19 protein-coding genes and 1 riboswitch are annotated in these 24,700 nt (G+C 73.3%); of the genes, 11 read left to right on the forward strand and 8 right to left on the reverse strand.

Annotated elements, in window-relative coordinates:
* Positions 1–9: 9 nt before the first annotated feature.
* The gene (locus tag FB455_RS06365; protein WP_013285251.1) at positions 10–645 is read right to left on the reverse strand and encodes an alpha-ketoglutarate-dependent dioxygenase AlkB; all 636 of its coding nucleotides are present in this window, start codon (positions 643–645) and stop codon (positions 10–12) included.
* Positions 646–685: 40 nt separating this feature from the next.
* A complete protein-coding gene (locus FB455_RS06370) occupies positions 686–2,011 on the reverse strand; it encodes a polysaccharide pyruvyl transferase family protein (protein WP_013285252.1) in 1,326 nt (441 codons plus the stop codon).
* A gap of 155 nt (positions 2,012–2,166) precedes the next feature.
* Between FB455_RS06370 and FB455_RS06375 the strand changes: the two genes are divergently transcribed.
* The 5 genes from FB455_RS06375 to FB455_RS06400 all read left to right on the forward strand — a co-directional run bounded on the left by FB455_RS06375 (position 2,167) and on the right by FB455_RS06400 (position 7,407).
* Positions 2,167–3,384: an acyltransferase family protein gene (locus tag FB455_RS06375; protein ID WP_145752619.1), complete on the forward strand. Its 1,218-nt coding sequence runs from the start codon at positions 2,167–2,169 to the stop codon at positions 3,382–3,384.
* Between the two features lie 80 nt (positions 3,385–3,464).
* Positions 3,465–3,797 (forward strand): hypothetical protein, encoded by a 333-nt coding sequence (locus FB455_RS06380; protein ID WP_145752621.1) that lies wholly within the window; start codon positions 3,465–3,467, stop codon positions 3,795–3,797.
* A gap of 135 nt (positions 3,798–3,932) precedes the next feature.
* Complete coding sequence (locus tag FB455_RS06385) at positions 3,933–4,697, forward strand: hypothetical protein (protein WP_145752623.1); 765 nt, start codon at positions 3,933–3,935, stop codon at positions 4,695–4,697.
* 308 nt (positions 4,698–5,005) lie between these two features.
* Positions 5,006–5,148: riboswitch (cyclic di-AMP (ydaO/yuaA leader) on the forward strand.
* 192 nt (positions 5,149–5,340) lie between these two features.
* The gene (locus tag FB455_RS06390) at positions 5,341–6,195 is read left to right on the forward strand and encodes a C39 family peptidase (protein ID WP_176921687.1); all 855 of its coding nucleotides are present in this window, start codon (positions 5,341–5,343) and stop codon (positions 6,193–6,195) included.
* A 465-nt stretch (positions 6,196–6,660) separates the two neighbouring features.
* Entirely contained in the window at positions 6,661–7,407 is a 747-nt protein-coding gene (locus FB455_RS06400) for an alpha/beta fold hydrolase (protein ID WP_013474728.1), read from the forward strand.
* Between the two features lie 36 nt (positions 7,408–7,443).
* On the opposite strand, the gene FB455_RS06405 is transcribed toward FB455_RS06400, so the two are convergent.
* The 4 genes from FB455_RS06405 to FB455_RS06420 form a co-directional block, all read right to left on the reverse strand.
* Entirely contained in the window at positions 7,444–9,120 is a 1,677-nt protein-coding gene (locus FB455_RS06405) for a CDP-glycerol glycerophosphotransferase family protein (RefSeq protein WP_145752625.1), read from the reverse strand.
* 19 nt (positions 9,121–9,139) lie between these two features.
* Positions 9,140–10,642: a bifunctional cytidylyltransferase/SDR family oxidoreductase gene (locus FB455_RS06410; protein ID WP_013285258.1), complete on the reverse strand. Its 1,503-nt coding sequence runs from the start codon at positions 10,640–10,642 to the stop codon at positions 9,140–9,142.
* A gap of 104 nt (positions 10,643–10,746) precedes the next feature.
* A complete protein-coding gene (locus FB455_RS06415) occupies positions 10,747–11,547 on the reverse strand; it encodes an ABC transporter ATP-binding protein (protein WP_013285259.1) in 801 nt (266 codons plus the stop codon).
* The gene (locus FB455_RS06420) at positions 11,540–12,442 is read right to left on the reverse strand and encodes an ABC transporter permease (RefSeq protein ID WP_013285260.1); all 903 of its coding nucleotides are present in this window, start codon (positions 12,440–12,442) and stop codon (positions 11,540–11,542) included. The genes FB455_RS06415 and FB455_RS06420 overlap by 8 nt, the downstream gene beginning before the upstream one ends.
* A 155-nt stretch (positions 12,443–12,597) precedes the next feature.
* Between FB455_RS06420 and FB455_RS06425 the strand changes: the two genes are divergently transcribed.
* From FB455_RS06425 to FB455_RS06445, 5 genes are all read left to right on the forward strand, one after another.
* Complete coding sequence (locus FB455_RS06425) at positions 12,598–13,230, forward strand: TetR/AcrR family transcriptional regulator (RefSeq protein ID WP_145752627.1); 633 nt, start codon at positions 12,598–12,600, stop codon at positions 13,228–13,230.
* A gap of 151 nt (positions 13,231–13,381) precedes the next feature.
* Positions 13,382–14,491 carry a DegT/DnrJ/EryC1/StrS aminotransferase family protein gene (locus FB455_RS06430; RefSeq protein WP_145752630.1) on the forward strand — a complete coding sequence of 370 codons (1,110 nt, stop codon included), beginning with the start codon at positions 13,382–13,384 and terminating at the stop codon, positions 14,489–14,491.
* Positions 14,488–15,513 carry a Gfo/Idh/MocA family protein gene (locus FB455_RS06435; protein ID WP_145752633.1) on the forward strand — a complete coding sequence of 342 codons (1,026 nt, stop codon included), beginning with the start codon at positions 14,488–14,490 and terminating at the stop codon, positions 15,511–15,513. The genes FB455_RS06430 and FB455_RS06435 overlap by 4 nt, the downstream gene beginning before the upstream one ends.
* Positions 15,510–17,192: a glycosyltransferase family protein gene (locus FB455_RS06440; RefSeq protein ID WP_145752635.1), complete on the forward strand. Its 1,683-nt coding sequence runs from the start codon at positions 15,510–15,512 to the stop codon at positions 17,190–17,192. Before FB455_RS06435 ends, FB455_RS06440 begins: the two co-directional genes overlap by 4 nt.
* Positions 17,193–17,242: 50 nt before the next feature.
* Positions 17,243–18,862 (forward strand): glycosyltransferase family 4 protein, encoded by a 1,620-nt coding sequence (locus tag FB455_RS06445; protein ID WP_186466381.1) that lies wholly within the window; start codon positions 17,243–17,245, stop codon positions 18,860–18,862.
* A 66-nt stretch (positions 18,863–18,928) separates the two neighbouring features.
* Here FB455_RS06445 and FB455_RS06450 read toward each other — a convergent pair whose 3' ends face one another.
* Both FB455_RS06450 and FB455_RS06455 read right to left on the reverse strand, forming a co-directional pair.
* Positions 18,929–21,079 (reverse strand): glycosyltransferase family protein, encoded by a 2,151-nt coding sequence (locus FB455_RS06450; protein ID WP_357089017.1) that lies wholly within the window; start codon positions 21,077–21,079, stop codon positions 18,929–18,931.
* Positions 21,076–22,518, reverse strand: a complete 1,443-nt coding sequence (locus FB455_RS06455) for a glycosyltransferase family protein (protein ID WP_013474735.1) — start codon at positions 22,516–22,518, stop codon at positions 21,076–21,078. The genes FB455_RS06450 and FB455_RS06455 overlap by 4 nt, the downstream gene beginning before the upstream one ends.
* A gap of 280 nt (positions 22,519–22,798) precedes the next feature.
* Here FB455_RS06455 and FB455_RS06460 point away from each other — a divergent pair, with 280 nt between their 5' ends.
* Positions 22,799–24,700, forward strand: a complete 1,902-nt coding sequence (locus tag FB455_RS06460) for a DUF6311 domain-containing protein (RefSeq protein WP_327653026.1) — start codon at positions 22,799–22,801, stop codon at positions 24,698–24,700.

Here is a 24,700-nt window from a genome sequence, read left to right on the forward strand (position 1 = left end):
CGCCCCGGCTCAGGCGACGCCGGTGGGACGGAACTGGACGCTGACCCGCGGGCCGACCGGCCGGGTGGTCTTCGGCACCGCGTGCTCCCAGGTGCGCTGGCAGGAGCCGCCCATGACCACGAGGTCGCCGTGGCCGAGCGGGAACCGCAGGCTGCCGCCGCCTCCGCCGCGCGGGCGCAGCAGCAGCGCGCGCGGGGAGCCGAACGAGACGATCGCCACCATGGTGTCGGTGTGCGCGGAGCGGCCCAGGGTGTCGCCGTGCCAGGCCACGCTGTCGCGCCCGTCGCGATAGAGGCACATGCCGGCGGTGACGAACGGCTCGCCCAGTTCGGGCGCGTAGTGCCGGGTGAGCGCGTCCCGGGCCGCGGTGAGCACCGGGTGCGGCAGCGGCCGGCCGGCGGCGTACCAGCAGAGCAGCCGGGGCACGTCGACCTCGGTGTCGTACATGGTCCGGCGTTCGGCCCGCCACGGCACGTCGTGGCGCAGCGTGTCGAGCACCTCGTCGGAGCCGCGCACCCAGCCGGGCAGGTGATCGACCCAGGCGCCCCGGCTCAGTTCGTGCCGGCGCAGCGCCCCGGCGAGCGGGCCCAGGGTCGGGCCCTGCTCGGCCAGGTCGAGCATCGAGGGCTGGTACGCGTCGGACACGCAGCCGATCGTACCCCGCTCTCGAACAGGCGTACGACGATCAACGCCGCAGCATCCGGCGGACCTTGCCCGGGACGGCCTGCTTGATCCGCTCCCGGAGCTGCTGCGAGCGCAGCGCGTCGATGGTGGCGGTGAGCGTGGCGTTCTCGTCGCGCAGCCGTTCGATGCGGGTCAGCAGTTCGGCCGGCGTGGTGGCGGCGGCGGGCCGGACGGCCGGCGGGAACACCGTCTCGCCGACCTGCCTGTCGAAGCGCGCGGCGCTGTCGCCGTCGGCGAACGAGGTGCCGAGGTCGTGCTTGCGTAGGAACGCGGTGATGGTCTCGAAGCGGGCCTTGTGGCCGTCGTTGAGCGCTGTGTAGTCGGCCTCCGCGTAGAGGTCGGCGGCGTCCACGTCGGCCGGCACGTCCCGCATGATCCGGTGCGGGATGCCGAAGTAGCGGGCCAGTTCCAGGGTGCGCGAGTCGTGCGCGAACAGGTAGCCGGGCGTGCCCGCCACGAGCGCGGTGATGGTGCCGTGGATGCGGGTGCCGAACGCGAAGTCGTACCCGGACAGGTGCGACATCCAGGTCCACGGGTCGACGAACATGCGCACCTTGTCCTCGGCGAACAGCGGGTGCGAGGTGTGCAGCGGGATGTCGCTGCTCTGGCCCCGGTGCTCGGGCGCGTCGCCGTAGAGCAGGGTGCCGAGCGTGCGCAGGTCCTGCGGCACGTAGCAGAGGTTCGGGTAGCGCTCCTGGTGGTGGCGGACCACCGCGGCCATCGAGCGGACGTACGGGGAGATGGTCAGTGCGACCTTCGAGTCGGCGGTCAGCTCCGGGCGGCTCTTCTCCAGCTGGAACGTGTCGCCGTGCAGGAACATCGACGGGCAGCCGATCTGCTCCACGGCGGAGAAGCCCAGCGCGTTGAGGTAGCTCTCGGTCACCTCGCCGCGTACGCCGATGCTGTGCGACCGGTCCAGCACGGCCTTGCAGAACGCGCGGACCGGCTCGTCGATCGGCCGCAGGTACTCGCGGTCGCCGTCGACGTTCGTCTGCACGCCGACGCCGAGCACCACCACCGGGATCTTCAGCCGTTCGATCAGCCGGGTCAGCGGCGTCAGGCGGTGCACGAAGCTGCGCCGGAACGCGTTCGCCAGCGGTACGACGAACACGTCGTGCCGCTCGTTGATCTCGTCGGCGAGACGCGGGTCGGCCGGGGTGCGTGTCGGTGTGATCTCGGCCGTGGAGGTGGCGAGCAGCTTGTGTGCGGCGTGGCTGAAGACCAGGTTGCCGCTGTTGTCCCCGATCCAGTTGCCGGCGAACGTCTCCTCGGGCGTGAGGACGTCGAACGGGCCCTTGCGGGCGCGGAGCAGGATCCGCTGGTGCATCCGGTTCGCTCACCTTCCGTACGGCACGGCGTGCGGGCGGGAGCCGGGTGGGTGCCCGCGCGTGCAGAACGGAAATCCTATCCGCCGCCCGAGCGGAGCCGAGCGGACGTCGGCTCGCCGGGAACGTCCCGGTTCCCCGGGGTAGGGTGCCCGGAATGACCAGCGCGCCGACCGTCACCCGTGCCCCGCGACTGCCGTCGCTGACCGGATTGCGGTGGGTGGCCGCGCTGCTGGTCTTCGGCTTCCACGCCGGGACCATGGGGATCATCGCCGAGCCGCACCTGAAGCCCCTGGTCGACAAGGCGTTCAGCCTGGGCCTGTCCGGCGTCGAGTTCTTCTTCATCCTCAGCGGGTTCGTGCTGGTCTGGTCGTACCGGGACGGGGAGCGCGCGTGGACGTTCCTGCGCCGCCGGTTCGCCAAGATCTACCCGAACCACGTGGTGACGTTCGTCGCGGCGCTGGCCGTAGCGGCCTGGTTCGCCGACCCGGTCGTGCCGTGGGCCGCGATCGCCAACTTCTTCCTGGTCCAGGCGTGGATCCCGCTGGGCGGCTACTTCTACAGCGTCAACAACGTGAGCTGGTCGCTCTCCTGCGAGCTGGCCTTCTACCTGTGCCTGCCGCTCGTGGTGCCGTGGCTGCGCCGGGCCCGTACCGGCGTGCTGCGGACCGTGCTGGTCGCGGCACCACTGCTCATCCTGGCGCTGTGGCCCGGCCAGCAGCTCGTGCCGGAGGAGCAGCGGTGGTGGTTCACCCAGATCTTTCCGGTGACCCGGTCGCTGGAGTTCTGGATGGGCGTGGCCGCCGCCGAGCTGATGCGCCGGCACCGCTGGCGCGGCCCGAACCTCGCCGTCGCCACCGGGCTCTTCGTCGCCACCTGGGTGGTCGCCGCGCTGTGGATCCCGGCCGAGTTCTGGGCGGCGCTGCTCGCTGTCGCGTACCTGCTGGTCATCGCCGCCGCGGCGGACGCCGACGTGCGCGGCCGCCCCACCCCCTGGCGGTCCCGGGCGATGGTCTGGCTCGGTGAGGTCTCGTTCGCCTTCTACCTGGTGCACGTGCTCGTCATGGTCACTGTGCTGCGGCTGACCGGGCACTGGGGGACCGGGCTGCCCGGCTGGCGCGGCCCGGTCGCGGTGCTCGGCTTCCTGGTGGTCACGCTCGCGCTGGCCGCCGCGCTGCACCGTTGGGTGGAGACACCGATGATGCGCCTGCTCGGCCCGTCCCGCCGGGCCCGCGCGGCGTCGCGCGCACCGGCCGTGCCGGCTCCGCGCGAGCCCGCCGACGCCGCCACCAGCCCGGCCGCCGACGGCGGCGCGAGGCCCGTCACCGGTCCGGCCGAGGACATCGAGTACGCCGGGCGGCGTCGCCCGGACTGACACGCGCACACGTCCGCCGGTCGATCCGCGACACGCCGTGCGGCGGTGCGTTCGTGGGGGATCGGCGGTAATTTGTACCCGTGCTTCCGATCGCGCTCACCTGCCCCGTGTGGTGGGTGGCGCGCTGGACCGCCCGGATGCTCGCCAGTCTCGCCGTGGTCGTCGCCTGTTCGTTCGGCGCCGCCACGCTGCCGGCCGGTGTCGCCGCTGCCGCCCCGGCTCCGGCGGTCGCCGCCTCGACGTGCACGGTCACCGGCGCCTCGACCGCGACGCGGCCGGAGGCCGAGCGGCAGGCCGCTCCCGCCGGGGTTCCGGCGCCCGCGCCCCGGGCGGCCGCCCCGGCCGTCGTGGAGCCGGTCCCGGCCGGACGGGCCGTCGCACCGGCCGGCCCGCGGGCACCGCCCGCCCGCTGACCCGCTCACGGGCCGCGCCCGTTCTCCGCACCCACCGCACGTCATCCCCGCACCCGCCCCGGCGGCTCTTCACCGGCCCGCCCCGGCGAGGTCGTGCGGGTCCTCCCGCCAGGTCCTTCCCGTGAGGTGCCGACCATGTCGCAGACCGCTCTGTACCACTTCCTCACCTCCGTGCCCGAGGCCGCCGCCATCTGGTCCTTCCTCCTGCTGCTCGCCTTGGGCCTGCTCGCCGCGCTCGTCGCCCGGCCCGAACGCGACCCCGCGCCGGAGACCGCCCCCGAGCCGCCCGACGCCGACGCCGCCCGCCGCGACGACCTGACCCGGTACGCCGAGGAGGTGGCGGTGGCCGCCGCCGGGGCCGCCCAGACGGCCCGTCGCCGCCGGGAGCAGTGGCTGGCCGCGCAGGACGAGGCGGACCGGGCCTGGGCCGCGTACGACGAGGCGGATGCCGCCGCCCGCCGCCTCGCCGGCGCCGCCGCGCTGGCCGCGCCGCGCACGCCACAAACCCCTGCGGAGTACGCGGCCCGGGAGCGCTGGCTGCGCCACGCCGCCATGACGGCGCACTGGCGGGGCGACCTGACCGCCCGTCAGCTCGCCGACGTGCTGGCGCGCCGCAACGGGTGGGATCCGCGCCGGCACCCGGCCGAGCAGGAGATCGTGCTGGCCCGCACCGTCAGGGACGGGCGCCGGTCCGGATGGGAGAGCGCCGCCGCGCGGGAGCGGGCAGCCTGGCGGGACGCGGAACTGGCCGCCGAGGCCGCCCGGACACTCGCCGCCGAGGCGTACGCGGCCACAGTGGCGCTGCGGCCCGCCCCGGCGTACCGGAGCGCGACGCCGAGCGCCCAGCCGGTGCCCGCGTCGGTCCGTAACGCCCGCTGGCGCCCGGCCCGGGTCGGCTGAGACGGCCGTCTCGACCGAATCGTTACCCGGAACGTGGTGAGCCCGGTCACCCGGTTCACCGAAACGGGCGCCGGGCGCAGAACGGGTCATCGAGTATCGCGATTGTCGGCCGGGTGGTCGCCGTCTGTCCGCTTTCCGCCACCGGGCGCCGTCGAAACTGCTTGTCCCATTGAGTGAAGTCAGTAACCGGGTGTTCCGAAATCCGTTACCACGGATCACGTTTACGCAGGTGGGAGCGCTTGGCAGGGGGCATACCCACCGGTAGTGTCGGCGCGTCCGATGCGGTAATCGATCGCCGACGGCGACGCCGCACCGACCCGCCTAATCGTGTTCCACGAACCGGGGACCCATGAGCACCATCGGGGTGAATCCGCGAGCCCACGGCCCGCGGTAGGGCGTACTTCCCGCCCGAATCCGTCAGCTAACCCGGTCGGCGGCCACGGAAGGAGTACCCCGCGTGCCCACCCCTCGATCGTCCCCCCGCCTCCACGGCGAAGCGGTGCCCGCGCGCGCCTGACGCGCGACCGGCAACCGCCCTCTGGGCGCCCGGCATCACGGGCGTTCCCGATCCCCCGGCCATCCGGCCCCGCCAGCACGTGTGAGTTCCTCCGCGTGCCGGGCCGGCGTGTGCCGCTCACGCCCCGTGGAGGATTTCGTGAAGCACCACCTGAAGCGTCAGCTGCGACGGATCGTCACTGAACGCCCGTACCAGATCATCGCCGGATCGGCCGCCGCGCTCGTGCTGGCCGCCGGCGCCGGCACCGTCGCCACCGCGGGTGACGACGCCCCGGTCCAGGAGAACACCGCCGCGGTCGCCGACCTCGGCGCCGCCCGCCTCGGCGAGCAGCCCGCCAGCCGCAGCGAGGCCCGCATCGCCGTACCGCAGGCGTCGCCCAGCGCCTCCGCCTCGCCCAGCGCGTCGCCGAGCGCCTCCCCGTCGGCCAAGGTCACGGCCGACCCGGACACCACGCCCAAGGCCAAGCCGAAGCCGCCGTCGAGCAAGTCGCTCGACTACGACTACCAGGCCCAGATCAACTACTTCTACTGCGGCCCGGCCGCCGTGCGCAACGCGCTCAGCGCCGCCGGCGTCGAGCGCAGCCAGGACGCGCTCGCCGGCCCCCTCGGCACCACCGAGATGGGCACCAACTCGGCCGAGGACACCACTCGGGTGCTCAACCAGCAGGTCAAGGGCAACCCGTACCGGACCCGCATGATTCCCGGCTCGGCCACCCCGGCGCAGATGGACCGCCTCCAGGCCGACGTGGTCGAGGCGATCAGCAACGGCCGCGGGGTCGTCGCGAACGTCGCCGGTACGGCCACCGACACCAACGGCGGCTGGCACTCGTTCCCTGGTGGCCACTACGTCGCGGTGGTCGGCTACAAGGACGACGGCCGGACCGTACGGATCGCCGACTCGGCCGACCCGTCGCTGCCCTCGTACTGGATCACCACGATCGACCTGGCGCACTGGATCGCCAGCCGCGGCTACTCCGCCTGACCGTCCCGCACGCCCGAAGGCCGGCACCCCACCCGGGGTGCCGGCCTTCCCCGTCCCGCCCTCCCTCGCCCCCGTCCGTCACCGCCCAGGTCGGCGCCGTCGACTTCGTGGCGCTGGTGGCCCCGCAGGTGGCCCGGCGGCTGGTCCGCGCTCGCCCCTCGCCCTCGCCCCGCCCGGCCCTGGCGCGGCCCTCATGCGGCCTTGGCGCGCCGATCTTGGACTTGTGGCGCCCAGTTTGTCCGGCTCACCCGCTATGGAAGGTGCCACAACTCCAAGATCGACGGCGAGGGCGGAGTGTGGGCGGCCGGAGCCGGGGCGAGGGCGGCGCGCGGGGGCGAGGACGGGGCGGGGGCGAGGACGGGGCGGGGGCGAGGGCGAGCGGCGTGGGGCGTGGGGGCGTCAGGGTGGGGCGGGTCGGCGGGTTCGGTCTCGCGTGTCCGGGGCGGGCGGTGGCAGACTGCGCCAATGGGCGATGCGACGGGGAAGCGGCACCTGATTCTCCTGCACGGCATGGGTGCCACAGGCGAGGTGTGGCTGCCCTGGGCGCCGCTGCTGGAACGCCGCTGGCCCGGCCGCTGGCTCGCCCCCGACCTGGCGGGTCACGGCTGGTCGCCGCCGCTCGACGGCTACTCGTTCGAGGCCCTGGCCCAGCGCGTGGTCGACGGGCTCGGCCCGGTCCGGCTCGGCCCCGAGGACCGGCTGGTGCTGCTCGGGCACTCGCTCGGCGGGGTGGTGGCGCTGGCGCTCGCGGCCCGGCAGCGAGGGCTTCCGGTCGACGCGGTGGTCGGGCTCGGCATCAAGGCGGTCTGGTCCCCGGCCGAGCTGGCGAAGTCGGCGGAACTGGCCGCCCGGCCGGTCACCTGGTTCGCCACCCGTGACGAGGCGGCCCGCCGCTACCTGCGCGTGTCCGGGCTCGCCGGGCTGTTCGCCCCGGACCATCCGGTGGTGGAGGCGGGGCTGCGGCGGGAGGACGGCCGCTGGCGGCTCGCCATGGACCCGGCGGCGTTCGCGGTCGGGGAGCCCCGGCTGCCGGTGCTGCTGGCCGCCACCGACGTGCCGGTGCTGCTGGCCCGGGGCGAGCTGGACCCGATGGTGACCGACGCGCAGCTCAAGGAACTGGGCGTGCCGGTGGCCACGCTGCCCGGGCTGGGCCACAACGCGCACGTCGAGGACCCGGAGGCGGTGCTCGCCCTGCTCGACCCGTACCTCTGAGCGGGCGAGCCGGCCCGCGACGGGCCGCCCGCGTTTCTAGCCGGCCGCGCGCGGCGCCGGGACCGCCCAGTCGGGTTCCAGCTCGCGGCGGGCGGCGGACAGGAACGCCTCGGCGTAGGCGTCGGCGGGGAAGTCGCCCAGGTAGCGGGTCCGCGCCGTCCAGCGCTGCGCCGCCTTCGGGTCGGCGTCCAGCAGGTCGGTGAGCACCTCGTCCACGTTGGACATGTCACGCCGCAGCACGTAGCCGGACGCCGCGAGCGGGAACCGCTCGACGAAGTGCTCGCCGTCGGCGCCGGTGTCGGTGACCGCGTACGGCTTGCCGGAGTAGAGCCAGTCGGAGATGACCCCTGACACGTCGGAGACCAGCGCGTCGGCGCGGTTGACGCACTCGGTGAGCGTCAGCTCGCGGGCCGCGGCGGCGCCCCACAGGTGCGGCCGGCCGGTCTTCGCCCGGTCCGCGGCGAGCAGTTCGGTGAGCCGGGCGAGCTGGCGGGCCGAGGCCGGGTTCTTGCCGGTGTACGGGTGGGCGCGCAGGATCACCGCGGCGCCCCTGTCGATCAACCGGCGGATCAGCGTCTCGGCCACCGGCAGCGAGCAGTAGTTCGCGTCGGCGTGGTGCCCGGTCCAGGTCGGGGTGTAGAGGACCGTGGGGTGCGCCGGCGAGGTGACCGGCTCCCGGCGTACCTCGATCGCCTCGACCTGGGGCCGGCCGACCACGACGAACTTGTCGGCGGGGATCTCCACGCCGGCGCGGGCGTACCTGTCGATCGCGGCCTGCCCGGCCACGAAGATCTTGTCGAAGATGGCCGAGACCGGGTTGGCGCTGGGGGCCTTGTCGCTGTCGCCGTGGTGCAGCTGCACGTGGGTGAGCTGGTTGAACCGGATCAGGTGGGCGTTCTTCGCGCCGTGGTTGACGTAGAACGCGACCCGCAGGCTGGGCACCAGCGCCTCGTCGAGCGCCTTCAGCGTGGGGCAGAGGACCACCGGCGCGCGGGTGGCGGCGGCCACCGCGGGCAGGAGCTCCGGCTCGCGCAGCACCACCACGAACGGGCGGCCGATCCGTTCCAGGTACGGCAGCCACATGGTGACCTGGTACTCCGAGCCGGGCGGCGCGGAGAAGTGCAGCACGAACTCGGGCTGGTGGCGGCGCAGTGCCCGGCCGACCGGGCCGCCTCCGGCGGGCGGCCGGAACCGGCGCCGGGCGAGGTCCAGCGCGACCGCCCCGCATCCGGCGCCGACGAGCAGCGCGGCGACCAGCGCCGTCCACGCGGGCAGCGTCAGGGCGGCGGCGAGCGCCACCACGGCGAGCAGCACCAGCAGCGCGTCGCCGAGCCGGGCGGCGACCACGGGTGTCCACGTGCGGACCGGCAGGTTCGCCGCCCGGATCTCCAGTGCGCCGGCCTGCCGCAGCGGGCCGACCAGCAGCACCAGGCCGAGCAGGACCAGCGCGGTGGTGGCGAGCGCCGGGTCGAAGCCGTCGTCGAGGCGACGGGCGTAGCCGACCAGGATGCCGGCGGCCACGAGCACCGTCTCGGCGAGCCCGTCGGCGGACGGCCGGACCCGGCGCTCCCAGGCGGTGGCGGCCAGCGCCGCGACCGCCAGGGCCAGGCCCCAGCCGGTGGCGCCGGTGAGCGCCACGACGAGGAAGGCCAGCACCGCCAGCCCGGTGGTCAGCCCCCGGGCGAGCAGCTTGCGGACCAGGTCACCACGCATCTGGTACGTCCCGTCGGGTTCAGGCGTCGGCGGACAGTTCGGACCGGTGCGGGCCCGGCTGCGCCGGTACGGCGGCCACCTGCTCGCCGGGGGACCGGCGCACGTCGACCACCTGGCCGGTCAGGTCGGAGATCAGCACGTCCAGGGACGCCTGCGCGACCGCCTCGGAGGAGAGCAGCGTGTGCTCCGGCTCCTCGCCGAACGCCCGCGTCCGCATCGGGGTGGCGGTGCGTTCCGGGTTGACGCAGTTGACCCGTACGCCGAACTCGGCCCACTCGTCGGCGAGCGCCTGGGTCAGGTTGACCAGCGCGGCCTTGGTGGCCGAGTAGAGCGCGTAGCGGGCCCGGCCCCTGGTGTACGAGCTGGACGTGTAGAGCAGCAACTGGCCCTTTGTCTGCTGGAGGTACGGCAGGGACTGGCGCGCGATGGTGACCGGTCCGACGAAGTTGACGTGCAGGAGACGGTCCATCGTCTCGGAGTCCATCTCGGCCAGCGCGCCCTTCTCCAGGATGCCGGCGGTGACCACCACGTGGTCGATCCGGCCGGTGGCCTCGAACGCGGTCTTCAGCGCGGCGGCCACGTCCTCGGCGCGCTCGACGTGCGTGCCGGTGGTGGAGCGGCTGAACGGGAAGACCTGGGCGCCGTAGCCGCGGGCCAGTTCGGCCAGGTCGTGGCCGATGCCGTAGCTGCCGCCGAAGACCACGATTGTCCGGCCGGTCAGCTCCTCGGCGTAGCTGCGGTGGTCGGTCAGCCGGGGCGCCTGCGCGGCGGCGAGCTGGAACAGCTTGTCGGCCAGGTGCACGTCGACCGGGTGGGTGACCTTGATGTTCTCGTCCGAGCCGTCGATCACCTTGATCGGCGTGCCGGGCAGGTAGCGCAGCACCACGCCGCAGTCGTCGGTGGCGGCGAAGTCGGGGTCGCCCTCGGCGCGGCGGTACGCCTCGCGGATGGTGCCGGAGCGGAACGCCTGCGGGGTCTGGCCGCGGCGCAGCCGGGAGCGGACCGGGATGTCGGTGATGCAGTCGTCCGCGTCGACCTGGATGATCGTGTCGGCGGACGGGATGGCCACGTCGACAGCCGAGTACGTCCAGAGCGCGTTGACGCACTCGCGCACGATCCGGGCGCTGACCAGCGGGCGGACCGCGTCGTGGAAGAGGATGTTGACGTCGCCCTCGCCGACCGCGTCGAGCGCGATCCGGGTGGTGTCGTTGCGGGTCTCGCCGCCCTCGATCACCTTGGTGACCTTGCGGAAGCCGGCGTCGGCGACGATGCGCCGCGCGTCGTCGACGTGACCGGTGGCCATCAGCACGATGATCTCGTCGATCTCCGGCGCGGCCTCGAAGACGGCGAGGGTGTGCTCGATGATCGGCTTACCGGCGATCTTGAGGAGCTGCTTCGGGATGCCCAGCCCGAGGCGCGTGCCGGTCCCCCCGGCCAGGATCACGGCCACCGTACGCGCGGGGCGCCAGGGTGCCGGGCTCGCCGGCGCGGCGTCCGGTGCGGTGGTGTGGTCCTGCGTCATTGCCGTACCTCACTCTGGGTGAAAGGGGATGGATCCGAAAACCTTAACGCGTACGCCGGAGCGCACCGCTCCGGGCGGAACCCGGTGCGGTGCGCTCCAGGGCGCTACTTCTGGTTCTCGTACGCGTCGCAGACCTCCTTGGTGGGGCCGTCCATCTTCAGGACGCCGCTCTCCAGCCAGATGGTCCGCTCGCAGGTGTCCCGGATCGAGCCGATCGAGTGGCTGACCAGGAAGACGGTGCCGGCGCTGTCGCGCAGCTCGCGGACCCGCTGCTCGCTGCGGACCCGGAACTTGCGGTCGCCGGTGGCCAGTGCCTCGTCGATGAGCAGCACGTCGTGCTTCTTCGCCGAGGAGATCGCGAAGCGCAGCCGCGCGCCCATGCCGGAGGAGTAGGTGCGCATCGGCAGCGAGGCGAAGTCGCCGCGCTCGTTGATCCCGGAGAACTCGATGATCTCCGGGGCGATCCGCTTGACCTCCTCCGGCGGCATGCCCATGGCCAGGCAGCCGAGCACCACGTTGCGCTCGCCGGACAGGTCGTTCAGCAGCGCGGCGTTCACGCCGAGCAGCGACGGCTGGCCCTTGGTGTAGACGGCGCCGCGGGCCGGCGGGAGCAGCCCGGCGATGGCGCGCAGCAGCGTGGACTTGCCGGAGCCGTTGCTGCCGATCAGGCCGATCGCCTCACCCTCGTACGCGGTGAAGCTCACGCCCTTGACCGCGTGCACCTCGCGGATGTTCGGCGCCTTGGTGCGGGAGACGATCCGCTTGAGCGCGGAGACCGGGGTGGTGCCGCCGCTCGCGCCCTTGTGGATCCGGTAGATCACGTGCACGTCGTCCACCACCACCGTGGGGACGCGACCCGAGTCGGTCACCGGGCCGGCGTTCAGCGGCAGGGTCTGCTCAGCCACGGCCGTACTCCTTCTCTCCGCGCCAGAAGTAGACGAACCCGCCGATGCCCATCACGACCGCCCAGAACAGGCCCATCGCCCACAGCTTCAGCGGGGAGCTGATCAGGTTCGGCTGGTGCGAGTCGAGCAGCGCGTAGCGGGCCAGCTCGATGAAGACCAGCGGCGGGTTCCACTCCAGGATGTTCGCCGCCCAGTTCGGCAGGTGCTCGCGGATGAGCGCCACCGGGTAGAGCACGCCCGAGGCGTACAGCCAGGTGCGCATCACGAACGGCATGACCTGCTTGAGGTCGGTGGCCTTGGAGCCGAGTCGGGCCATCACCATGCTCAGCCCGACGTTGAAGATCGTCTGGAGCAGCAGCATGGGGACGATCAGCACCCAGCGGAAGGTGATCGGCTCGCCGGTCAGCAGCACGATCGCGGCCAGCACCACCATCGACATGAGCAGCTGCTGGAGCTGGACCAGCGTCACGGTGATCGGCAGCGCGGCCCGCGGGAACTGGAGCGCCCGGATCAGGCCCAGGTTTCCGGTGATCGCGCTGGTGCCGTTGGACGCCGCGGTCTGGGTGAAGATGAAGATGAAGATGCCGGTGCACAGGTACGCGATGAAGTTCGGCACGTTCCGGTGCTGGGCCAGGATCACGCCGAAGATCAGGAAGTAGACCGCCGCGTTGGTGAGCGGTGTCAGCACCTGCCAGAGCTGACCGAGCTGGGTGTTGCTCAGCGAGGAGGCGACCTTCGCCCGCGAGTACGCGGTCATGAAGTGCCGGTACGCCCACAACCTGCGGGCGTACTCGCCCAGGGCGGGTCGTTCCCCGGCCACCCGTAGCCCGTACCGCTGGGCCAGCTGGGCCCGGGTCAGTCCGGATTCGGGGTCGGCCACCGCGGTGTTGGCCATGTTCAGGCGCTCCGATCTTTCGTGCTGATGGGGAGCAGTGCGGTGAATGAGATCCAGCGTGGCCGGGCGGGGAGGAGCCGCCTCGCTGCTGCATGGAAGGTAGTCCACCGAACGTCGGGACGCAACCGTACCGTCGTTGCGCTACATTGTTCCACGTGACGACCGAGAAGAGGCGTGCCCCGGCCGGCGCGGCGGTGCTGCGCGGGGAGATCACCAGTGCCATCCGCGCCGCCGTGATGCAGGAGTTGGCCGAGGTGGGCTACGGTCGCCTCTCCATCGAGGCGGTGGCCCGCCGGGCCGGTGTGAGCAAGACCGCCATCTACCGCCGCTGGCGTTCCAAGCTCGACCTGGTGCTGGACATGGTCTCGGCGGTGGCGGGGCGGAACATCCCGCTGCTGGACACCGGCAGCCTCCTCGGTGACCTGGAGATCCTGCTGCACGTGATGGCGCGTGCGTTGCGTCACCGGCTGGCCGCGCAGATCATCCCGGACCTGCTGGCCGAGGCGGCCCGCAACCCGCAGATCGCGGAGAAGCTGCAGGCCGCCCTGGACGACTACCAGCAGGCCATCGGCCGGATCCTGATCGGCCGGGCGGTCGAGCGCGGTGAGCTGTCCGCGGACACCGACCGGCGCGCCGCCGTCGATCTCATCGTCGGCCCGGTCTACTGGCGGATGGCGATCTCCCGGGCCCCGCTGGAGGCCACCGAGGTGCCCCGGATGGCGGCCGCGATCGTCGCCGCTCTGCGGGTAGCATGCGTGGGGCCTGTACGCGACGAGGTGGAAGTCTGAACCCCGGGCCGCCCCCGGAGGGCCGTCGTCGATCATGAACAGAAGGTCACATCCGGTCGGACAATCAGTGCAACCCGTTGGTTTTCCCGACAGACCGGTACCATCCCCCGAAATGTCTCTCATGAACCACGCGTCGACAGGAGGAAGCCCCATGGTCGGGCCGCATCCAGAGTTCATTCCCCCCGCACGGCCGATCATCGGCGAAGCCGAGATCGAGGCGGCCGTCCGGGTGCTGCGGAGCGGCCGGGTCGTGCAGGGCCCCGAGGTCGCCGCGTTCGAGGAGGAGTTCGGCGACCTGGTCGGCGGCCGGCACTGCATCGCCGTCAACTCCGGCACCTCCGCGCTCCAGCTGACGCTGATGGCGCTCGGCTTCGGCCCCGGTGACGAGATCATCGTCCCGTCCTTCTCCTTCGCCGCCAGCGGCAACGCGGTCCGGCTGGTCGGCGCCGAGCCGGTCTTCGTGGACATCGAGCCGGGCAGCTTCTGCGTCGACCCGGAGGCGGTCGCCGCGGCGATCACGCCGAAGACGGTCGCGATCATGCCGGTGCACCTCTACGGCCACCCGGCCGCGATGGACCGGATCATGGCGATCGCGCAGCAGCACGGCCTCGCAGTGGTCGAGGACGCCGCGCAGGCGCACGGCGCCGAGCTGAACGGCACCCCGGTCGGCGCGTTCGGCACCGCCGGCTGCTTCAGCTTCTACCCGACGAAGAACATGCACTCCCTCGAGGGCGGCATGATCACCACCGCCGACGCGGACCTCGCCCGGACCCTGCGGCTGCTGCGCAACCAGGGCATGGAGCAGCGGTACGCCAACGAGATCGTCGGCGCCAACATGCGGATGACCGACGTGGCCGCCGCCATCGGCCGGGTGCAGCTCACCCAGCTCGCCGAGTGGACCGAGCAGCGCCGCGCCAACGCCAAGTTCCTCGACTCGGCGATCACCGGCATGGTCACCCCGCCCGTCGCCGACGGCGCCAAGCACGTCTACCACCAGTACACCGTGCGGGTGCGGGCCGACCGGGACGCCGCCCAGGCCCGCCTCACCGAGCTGGGCATCGGCAACGCGGTCTACTACCCGACCCCGATCCACCGGCTCAAGCCGTACCTCGACGCCGACGGCAAGCCGGGCGCGTGGGACCTGCCGGAGACCGAGCGGGCCGCCGCCGAGGTGGTCTCGCTGCCGGTGCACCCGTCGCTGAGCCCTGCCGACCTGGAGCGGATCGCCGAGGGCGCGAACCTGGCCGGGGGTGCCCGATGAGCGGACGGAAGCTGCGGGCCGGCCTGATCGGCCTCGGCGCGATGGGCCGCAACCACGCCCGCGTGCTGTCCAACCTGGACGGCGTCGAGCTGGTCGGCGTGGTCGACCCGGCCGGCGACGTGACCGGCACGCTGCGCGCGCCCGTCGTACCCGAGCTGAGCGACCTGCTCGCCCTCGGCGTCGACTACGCGGTGGTGGCCTGCCCGACGGCGCTGCACGAGCCGATCGGCATGGAGCTGGCCGCCAACGGCGTCTGCGCGCTCATCGAGAAGCCGCTCGCCCAGTCCGTCGACGCCGCCACCCGGCTGGTCGAGGCGTTCGAGAACGCCGGCCTGGTCGCCGGCGTCGGGCACATCGAGCGCTACAACCCGGCACTGCAGAGCCTGCGCACCCGCCTGGAGGCGGGCGAGCTGGGCGAGGTGTTCCAGGTCGTGACCCGGCGCCAGGGCCCGTTCCCGCACCGGATCGCCGACGTCGGCGTGGTGATGGACCTGGCCACCCACGACATCGACCTGACCGCCTGGGTGACCGGCCAGCAGTACAGCTCGGTCGCCGCCCGCACCGTCTCGCGCAGCGGCCGGCTGCACGAGGACATGGTCGCCGTGGTCGGCCAGCTCGCCGACGGCACGATGGTCAACCACCTGGTGAACTGGCTCAGCCCGCTCAAGGAGCGGTCGACTGTGATCACCGGTGACAAGGGCTGCTTCGTGGCCGACACGCTCACCGCCGACCTGACCTTCTACGCCAACGCCGCCATCGACACCGAGTGGGAGGCGCTGCGCGCGTTCCGCGGCGTGGCCGAGGGCGACATGGTCCGCTACGCGATCCCGAAGCGGGAGCCGCTGCTGGTCGAGCACGAGCGCTTCCGGGACGCGGTCGAGGGCAAGCAGAGCGACATCGTCACGCTGCGGCAGGGTCTGCGTACCGTGCAGGTCGCGGCCGCCCTGCTGGAGTCGTCCGCCGACGGCAAGGTCGTGTCCGTCGCGGCCAGCGGCAGCGACGCGGAGCCGGCACTGCGATGAGCCCGGCGCCGGTGCGGCGGACGGTCTCCGCGGTACGGCGGCGGATTCCCCGGCGGTGGCGCATCGCGCTCCGCCGGGCCGCCGCCGGCGCGCGGCCCTGGCAGACCCCTTCGGTACGCGAACTGTGTGAACTCCCCGCCGGCACGCCGCTGCTGGTGCACGCCGGCGGGATCACCGGCGACCGGGCGCTGGACGGCGTGCTGCGCGCGCTCGTCCGGCTGCCCGAGTTCCACCTGGCGCTGGTCTGCGACGAGGCGGAGCGGGCGCCGGCCCAGGACCTGACCCGCCGCGCCGGCAAGGCGCGCCGCCGGGTCCACGTGGTGCCGCGCCCGCGTACGGTGACGGCCGCGTTCCTCGCCCCGGCGGACGTGGCGGTGTTCGGGTTCGACCCGGACGCCGGTCTCGACCTGCTGGACACCTACCTCGCCGCCGGGCTGCGGGTGGTCGCCGCCGACAGCCGGGTGACGCGCGAGCACCTGGCCCGGCACGGCGGCGGCGAATGCTTCGCGCCCGGCTCGCTGCCCTCGTTCACCAAGGCGGTGGAACGGGCCCGGCAGCGCGGCGGCGACGAGGCATCTCCCGCGCAGGAGCCGCCGGTCGCGCCGATCGAGGCCGGCACGCCCGGCCCGTGGCGTCCGCTCGGCGCCGGGCCGATCCGGCTGGGGCTGGGCACGGCGAACTACGCCGGGCAGCTCTCCGCCCTGGCGGTGGCGATCACCACCGCCCGCGCCGACGTCGGCGTGGAACTGGTGATGGCCAAGCCACCGGCCACCTACCGCTACCCGGCCGACCGCTACCTGAACTACCCCGGCGAGCACCGGCTCGACGTGCAGATCGCGCGGGCCGAGCGGGTGCTCGGCTGGTACACCCACCTGATCGTGGACGCGTTCCGTCCGGTGCTCGGCCGGGCCAACGGCGACGACATCGCCGCGGACCTGCCCGCGTTGCGCCGGGCCCGGCTCAAGGTCGCGCTGCTGGCGCACGGCAGCGAGATCCGCCATCCGGGCGCGCACCTGGAGCGGCACGCCGAGTCCGCGTTCCGGGACGCCCCGGCGGACCTGATCGGGCAGCTCACCACAGTCGCCGAGCGGAACCGGCGCACCGCCGAGGAGAGCGGCCTGCCGTTCTTCGTGACCACCCCCGACCTGCTGGACGACGTGCCGTCCGCCACGTGGGCGCCGCTGATCGTCGACGTGGACGCCTGGGCCTGCGACCGCCCGGTGCTGGAACGCGCCCGGCCGGTGGTGCTGCACGCGCCGTCGAAGCGGTGGACCAAGGGCACCGACCGGCTCCTGCCCCGGTTGCAGGAGCTGCACGATCGACGGATCATCGAACTGCGCCTGGTGGAAGGGCTGCCGCACCACGAGATGCGGCGCCAGGTGCAGGAGTGCGACATCGTGGTCGACCAGCTGGTGATGGGCAGCTACGGCACCTTCTCCTGCGAGGGGATGGCCGCCGGCCGGGTCGTGGTGGCGTACCTCAGCGAGGGGCCGCACCGGGCCGCCGGGATCCAGCCGCCGATCGCCAACGCCACCCCCGGCACCCTCGTCAAGACCATCGAGTCGCTGCTCGACGACCGGCCCGCCGCGGTCGCCCTGGCCGCGGAGGGCACCCGTTACGTCCGTGACCACCACGACGGGCGGCGCACCGCCGAGGTCTTCGACGCCTTCCTCCGGTGACCCGCCCGACCACCACCCACGCCCGCACCGTCAACGAGGAGAAGCACCCGATGCAAGCTGGCGCTAACAGCGATGCCCGACCGACCCGGGGCCGGGTGGTGATGCTGGTCGACAACGGCGTCCACGGCGACTCCCGGGTACAGAAGGCAGCGCGCTCGGCCGCCGACGCCGGCTGGGAGGTCTTCCTCCTCGGCATCCGCAACGCCCGCTCCGACGTGGACACCTGGCGCATCGGCGGCGCCGAGGTGCGGCTGCTGCGGGTGCCCAAGCCGCTGCACCGGCTGCCCCGGGAGTACAGCCGGTCGCTGCGCCGGCCGCTGGCGTACGCGTCCACCACCAAGGCCGCGTACCGGGTCCAGGAGATCAAGGCATGGCAGGCCGATCTGTACGAGCGCCGCGTCCGCGCCCAGGCGCTGGGCGGCGGGCTTCCGGCCGCCGTGGGACGGGCGGCCCAGCTGCCGACCCGCGCCGCCGCCACCGCGCTCGCCCGCTGGGTACGGTTCCGCAGCGGCGAGACCCGTCGGCTGCGCAAGGCGCAGACCGATCCGGAGGCGCTGTTCAGCCGCCTGCCCGTGCGGTTCTGGCAGGGGCTGCTGGGCGACCGCGCCTGGCGCCGGCTGGACCCGGGCCTGTGGGACTTCGAACTGGCCTTCCGCAAGACGCTCGACGAACTCAAGCCGGACATCATCCACGCCAACGACTTCCGGATGCTCGGCATCGGCGCGCGGGCGACGCTGCGGGCCCGGGCCGCCGGCCGGCGGACCAAGCTGGTCTGGGACGCCCACGAGTTCGTCGGCGGCATCACCGGCCGGGCCGACAACCCGCGCTGGCTGCCGGCCCAGATCGCCTACACGGCTGAGTACGCCGCCTATCCGGACGCGGTGGTGACCGTCTCCGACACGCTCGCCGACCTGCTCCAGGAGACCCACAACCTGCCCGACCGGCCGGCCGTGGTGCTCAACGCGCCGATGGCGCCGCCGGCCGAGGCCGACGGCGACGTGCCGGACCTGCGGGCGCTGTGCGGCGTGGACAGCCGTACGCCGGTACTCGTCTACTCCGGCGCGGTGAACCCGAGCCGGGGCTGCCAGATCATGGTGGAGGCGCTGCCGGAGCTGCCCGACGTGCACGTCGCGTTCGTGACCATGAACCCGAACGGCGACAACCAGTTCTCCGAGGCGCTGCGGGAGCGGGCCGCCGAACTCGGCGTCGCGGACCGTGTGCACCTGCTGCCGTACGTGGCGCACTGGCAGGTGGTGCCGTTCCTGTCCGGCGCGGACGCCGGGGTCATCCCGATCCACCACAAGCCCAACCACGAGCTGGCGCTGATCACGAAGTTCCTGGAGTACTCGCACGCCCGGCTGCCGATCGTGGTCAGCGACGTGAAGACCATGGCGCAGACCGCGCGGGCCACCGGGCAGGGTGAGGTGTTCACCGCCGAGGACCGGGCCGACTACGTCCGGGCCGTCCGGGCCGTGCTCGCCGACCCGGAGCGCTACCGGGCCGCCTACGACAAGCCCGGCCTGCTGGAGGGCTGGACCTGGGAGGCCCAGGCCCGGATCCTCGACGAGGTGTACGGCTCGCTGCTGGGCACGCCCGCCGCGCGTGGGGCGCGTCCTCCGGCGTCCCGGCGTCCCGGCGACGAGCGGGAGTACGCGGCCACCTCGCGCTGACCCCCGGCACAGAACGATTCGGCCGGCTCCCCGCGACGGGGAGCCGGCCGATCACGTGTACGCCGGTCAGCCGGACGTGGCCGGCGGCTCCAGCAGCAGCCGGTCGAAGTCCTTCTGCGTCACCGACCAGTCCCAGGTGCTCAGCACGTGCGACGCCGCGGCCCGGCCCGCCTCACGCCAGGTCTCCTCGGTGGCGGTGAGGGCCAGGATCCGCTCGGCGGCCTCCTGCGGCGTACCCACCACCCAGTCGCTCGGGAACAGGCTCCGGGCGCTGTGCGGGCGGCCGGCGAAGAACGGCCAGTCGCGCACCACGGGCACCGCGCCGCTGGCCGCGCCCTCGACGAGCGCACAGTGGAAGCTCTCCCGCAGCGAGGTGCTGAGGATGACCCCGACGTCGGTGAGCGCACCGGGGACGTCCTCGGTACGGCCGGTCCGCACCACCGCGCCGGACGGCTCCAGCTCGGCCAGCTCGGCGTCGAGTTCCCGGACGTAGGCCGTGATCGCCGGGCTGAGCTCCGGGTTGAGGTCGTCGCCGACCAGCTTGAGACGGTACCGCTCGTCGTGCCGGCGCAGCTCCCGCAGCACCGCCAGGGCCCAGCGCGGGTCCTTCGCCAGGGAACTCAACCCGACCAGCCCGAGCGTGAACCGGCTGTCGGCGGAGACCTTCGGCGCCACGTACCGGTGCAGGTCCATCGCGTTGCTGATCATGTGGGTCCGCGGGCCCTGCGGCGCGCGCAGCCGCGGCACCGCGGCCAGCGCCAGGTCGCGCAGGTGCTCGGAGACGAAGACCACGTCGTCCACACGCGACCAGTCGGTCAGGTGCGGCCACCAGCTGAACGCCTCGAAGCTGTGCAGGCGGACGACCACCCGGGTGGTGCCCGGGTCGATCATCGTCAGCATCGCGGCGCCGAGGTTGCACCAGTCCACGAAGACCGTGTCCGCCCACTCCAGGTGGGGGCCCCACGCCTCCTGGACCTCCCCGGCCCGCTTGGAGGCGCCGGCGAGCATGTGGAGCGTCACGTTGGTGCGGCCGTTGCTGAGCACCGGGAGGATCGACTCCTCCATCAGGTTCAGCCGGCGGACCTCCACCCCGGGCATCGCCTCGTAGCGCTCCAGGATCGGCCCGAGGAAGTTGTCGTTCAGCCCGGTGAAGAAGAGCATCCGGTGCGGCCGGCCGGCGGGCGGGAACGCCGCCGGGCTCTGCCGCCCGCGCGGCGTCGCCATCGCCCGGCCGGCCTCGCTGTCGTGCAGCGGCGCGAGGAACTTCTCCGGGTCCTCGGCCAGCGGCGAGGTGGTGCCGTCGAACTGCACGATCCGGTGGAACATCAGGTTGAACGCGCGCAGCACGTGCGGCGCGGCCTTGCCCGGGTTGCGCTTCTTGAGGAAGCCGTCGGCGAGCTTGAGCTGACCTCGCACCACTGTCATCAGGTGCTCGGGCACCTTGCCCTGGCTCAGTTCCGCGTCCACGATCGGGCCGAGGAGCTGCCCCTTGGTCGCCGGGCTCTTCAGCCGGCCCTGCGCCGCCAGCGCCAGCCGCTTCGCGCTGGCGCCGTGCCCGGTCTTGAGCATGTTGCCGGTGACCCGCCGGGCGATCTTGCCGCGGTGCCGCTCCGGCAGGCCGGGCGCCGTGACGGCGCCCTGCCAGAACCAGCGCACCGGGCTGAGCTTCATGGCCCGCTTGCCGGTGCTCATCTCGAACACCCGCTTCGCCAGGTCGACGGTCTGGTTGCGGGTGGCGCTCGCCAGCACGGTCGGGGCCGGGCCGACGGTGTTCAGCCGGGGTCGGCGGTAGCGCGCCGGATCGGCGGACCGCTTCTCCACCGCCCGCAGCGCCGGGGCGATGCCGTAGACGGCGTCGGCCCGCCGGTAGCGCTGCGCGAGCTGCCAGACGGTGTGCAGGGCCTGCGCGTCGAGCGCGACCAGGACGTCGGCCCGCTTGGCGTGCCGGCGTACCCACGGGTCGCGCTGGGCGCGTAGCCACGGGCGCCGGGCCGGGGCCGCCCGCTTGACCGCCCGGCCGAAGCGGGGGCCCAGCTCGGTGGCGGTGGGCAGCAGGTGCACCTCGGCCAGCTCGGTCGCCGCCGGGATCTTCTCCACCGGGTCGAAGGTGGTGGCCACCCGTACGGTGACGCCCCTGTCACGGAACTGCTGAAGCGCGTCGGTCAGGACCGCCACCCGTCCGGGGACGGTGCCCATAACCATCAGGACCTCGATCATGACCTACCTTCTCGGGCCAGGACGCGCGCGCCGGCGGGGGAGGGCTGTGGGGTGCCGGCCGGACCGCCGGTGCCCAGCACCAGCTCGGTCACCTCCCGGACGGCGGGGATGAGCTGCTCCTCGCGGGCGTACTGCCGCGCCTCGGCGCGGGCCTTCTCCCGCTCGGCCGCGTCGGCGGTACGGGCCATCGCGGCGGCCCGCCGGAAGGCGCCGGTCAGCTCGGCCGGGTCCAGCCCGACCGCGCCGGTCCAGAGTGGATAGGTGGACAGCACCGTGGAGGCGTCGTGGTCGGCCTCGTGGGCGGAGACCACCGGCAGGCCGGTCGCCATGTACTCGTACACCTTGCCGGAGGTCATGTACCGGCCGCCGGTCACCATCAGCACCACCGCGTCCCAGCGGGAGTAGAGGTCCACCACCTCGGCCTTGGGCACCGAGCCGCCGACCAGCACGCCGTCGACGGCGGCGGCCCTGAGCAGCTCCGCGTGCGCGTTGTCGCCGCGCGCCCAGGCGGCGCCGATGTGGCCCCGCACCTCGAAGCGGGCGTCGGCCAGCGCCGGGTCCTCGGCGCGTGCCGTGCGCCAGCCCTCGAGCACGGCGCTCAGCAGCGGGACGGGAAGGTTCAGCGCGCCGAGGTAGCCGAAGGTCAGCGGCCGGTCCGGCGGGGCGGGGCGGACCTGGGCCGGGATGCTCGCCGCGTCGTAGCCGTTGCGCACGACCCGCATCTTGTGCGCCAGTTCCGGATAGCGCTCGCGGTACCAGCGGGAGATCGGCTCGTTGACGTTCCAGATGGCGACGGCGTTGGTGAGCAGCTTGATCTCCCACTGGCCGGAGACCGACTCCCGGGTGAACGCCTCACCGTTGTTGATCACGTCGACCGACCAGCCGTCGCGGAAGTCCACCACGTACGGCACCCGGTGCGTCTCCCACAGCTTCCAGGTCGCGGACAGGTTGACGTACGGCGCGCAGGTGGTCACCAGCAGGTCGACGTGCCGCTCCCGGTGGATCCGGAGCAGGGCCTTCTCCAGCGCCGGACGCCAGCCGCCGAAGACCGGCTCGGGAAAGACCTTGAGGTTCTGCTTGCGCAGGTCGGCCAGGTAGTCCTTGTGCGCCAGGGCACGCTGCTCGGTGAACGTGCGGATGTCGGTCTCAAGGTCGTCCCGGAACAGCGGCAGCTTCACCACGCGCACGCTGGGATCCACCCCCTGGGAGAGGGTGTGGTCGAGCCCGTACTCCCGTTCCCAGGCCTCGTCCGCGATGGTGACAGCGGTCACGTCCCAGCCCGCGGCGGCGAACTGGTTCGCGGTCTCCCGCATGCGGTAGGCGCAGCTCTTGGCCGCCGGTGGGAAGCCGATCGCGAGGTAGACCATGTGCGGCCGGGACCCGGACCGTCGCGGCCGGGGGAGTTTCAACGAGTCCCAGAGAGTTCGCCCGTTGTTCATCGATTCCGATCCTGGGGAGGTGGGGAGATGCCGTGTCGCGGCCTGGACGGCTCGGCCGGACGCGGTACCTGCTGTGCTGGTGGCCGCGTAACGACCGCCGGAGCGCGTGCGGACACTACAATAACGCCGTTTCGCGCGCCGGACCTGCCGCCGCCCGGCGGCCGGCGGGTGCGCCGTGCCCCGGATCACCGCGGTCCCGTCACCGGCGGTCCCGGCCGGCCGGACACGCCGTCTCGGCCGGTCCTCGACCGCGGCCTCCGCTTTCGTAGACTCCTACGCCATGACCGCGCCTGCGCCCGACACCCGCGACCGTGAGCCCGCCCCCACCGGCGGCGACGGGTCCGCGGCCGACGACTCGTCCGATCCGGGGTCGTCCACCCCGCGCCCGACGACGACCGCGGCCCCGGAGCAGCCGGAGCAGCCGGAGCCGGACACCGCGGCCGAAAAGCGGCGCGGCGGCCGGTGGCGGCGGGTCGACGCGCTGGTGGCCCTGATCTACCTCGCCGGAGCGTTCTGGGTCACCGCCCGCGGCTGGCGCGACTACGACGGCCGGCTGCTCGGCAGCCGCCCGAACGACCAGGGCTTCAACGAGTGGATGCTGGCGTACGCGGCGCACGCGGTCACCAACCTGGAGAACCCGTTCTTCACCACGCTCCAGAACGCCCCGGCCGGCGTGAACCTGATGACGAACGTCGGGATGCAGCTGCCCGGCCTGGTGCTCACCCCGGTCACGCTGCTCTTCGGCGCGTCCTTCTCTTATCTGCTGTTCATCACGCTGAACCTGGCCGGCACCGGGTACGCCTGGTACCACGTGCTGTCCCGGCACGTGGTCGACTCCCGTGCGGCCGCGTTCGTCGGCGGACTGTTCTGCGCCTTCGCGCCGGCGCTGATCTCGCACAGCAACGGCCACCCGCACATCACCGCGCAGTGGCTGGTGCCGTTCATCGTCTGGCGGGTGATCGCGCTGTCCCGCGGCGAGCGGGTGATCCGCGACGGCCTGATCCTGGGCGGGCTGGTGGTGGCCCAGTTCTTCATCAGCCTGGAGATCCTCTTCCTGACCGCGCTCGGCTGCCTGATGCTGGTCCTGGCCTACCTCGTCTTCCGGCCCCGCGACGCGGTACGCCGGCTGCGCCCGCTGCTGTCCGGTCTGGCGATCACCGCCGTGCTCGTGTCCGCGGCGGCGGCGTACCCGTTGTGGATGCAGTTCGCCGGCCCGCAGCACCGGGTCGGCCACCCCGGCACCCCGGACATCTACGCCCTCAAGCTCGGCTCGTTCGTCGAGTTCGCCACCAAGTCGATCGCCGGTGGCCCGACCAGCGCGATCGGCTGGGCGCCGAACACCACCGAGCAGGCCAGCTTCTACGGCTGGTCCCTGGTGGTGCTGGCGGCCGGGGTGCTCTGGTGGCTGCGCCGGGAGACCACGGTCCGGGTCCTCGGGGCTGTCGGCCTGGTGTCGGCGCTGTTCTCCATCGGCACCACCTGGACCGTCGGCACCCGTCGCACCGACGTCCCCGCGCCGTTCGCCCTGGTGCAGAACCTGCCCGTGTTCGACTCCGTGGTGGTGTCCCGGTTCGCGCTGATCACCACGGTGGCGCTCGGTGTGCTGCTGGCGGTCGCCGGTGACCGGCTCGCCGCCCGCCGCACCGAACCGGCCGGCCGCCTGGCCGCCCGCGTCGGGGCCGTGGCGGTGGCCGCCGCACTGCTGCCGATCCTGCCGATGCCGCTGGACGCGAAGGGCCGCACCCCGGTGCCGGACTTCGTCACCGCCGGCACCTGGCGCGACCACGTGGCGCCCGGCCGCACGCTCGTCCCGGTCCCGGTGAACGGTATGACGTCGCTGTACTGGAGTTCTGCCGCGGTGGCCGGCTTCGCCGTCCCCGAGGGCTACTTCCTCGCGCCGGTCTCCGCCACCGACAACACCGGCCGCTGGGGCGTCGACCCGCAGCCCACGGCGAAGCTGCTCACCGCCGTCTCGCTCGGCGAGCGGGACACCACGGTCGGCCAGGCCGACGTCGACCAGGCGCGCGCCGACGTCCGCTACTGGAAGGCCGACGCCGTGGTGCTGCCCGACCGCGGCGCCCGCCGCCACGACGACCTGAAGACCGTGCTGGACGCGCTCTACGGCCCGGGGGAGCGGGTCGAGGACGTCTGGGTGTGGGACGTCCGGCCGTTCACCCGCTGA

The sequence above is a fragment of the Micromonospora sp. CNZ296 genome, assembly GCF_007827635.1.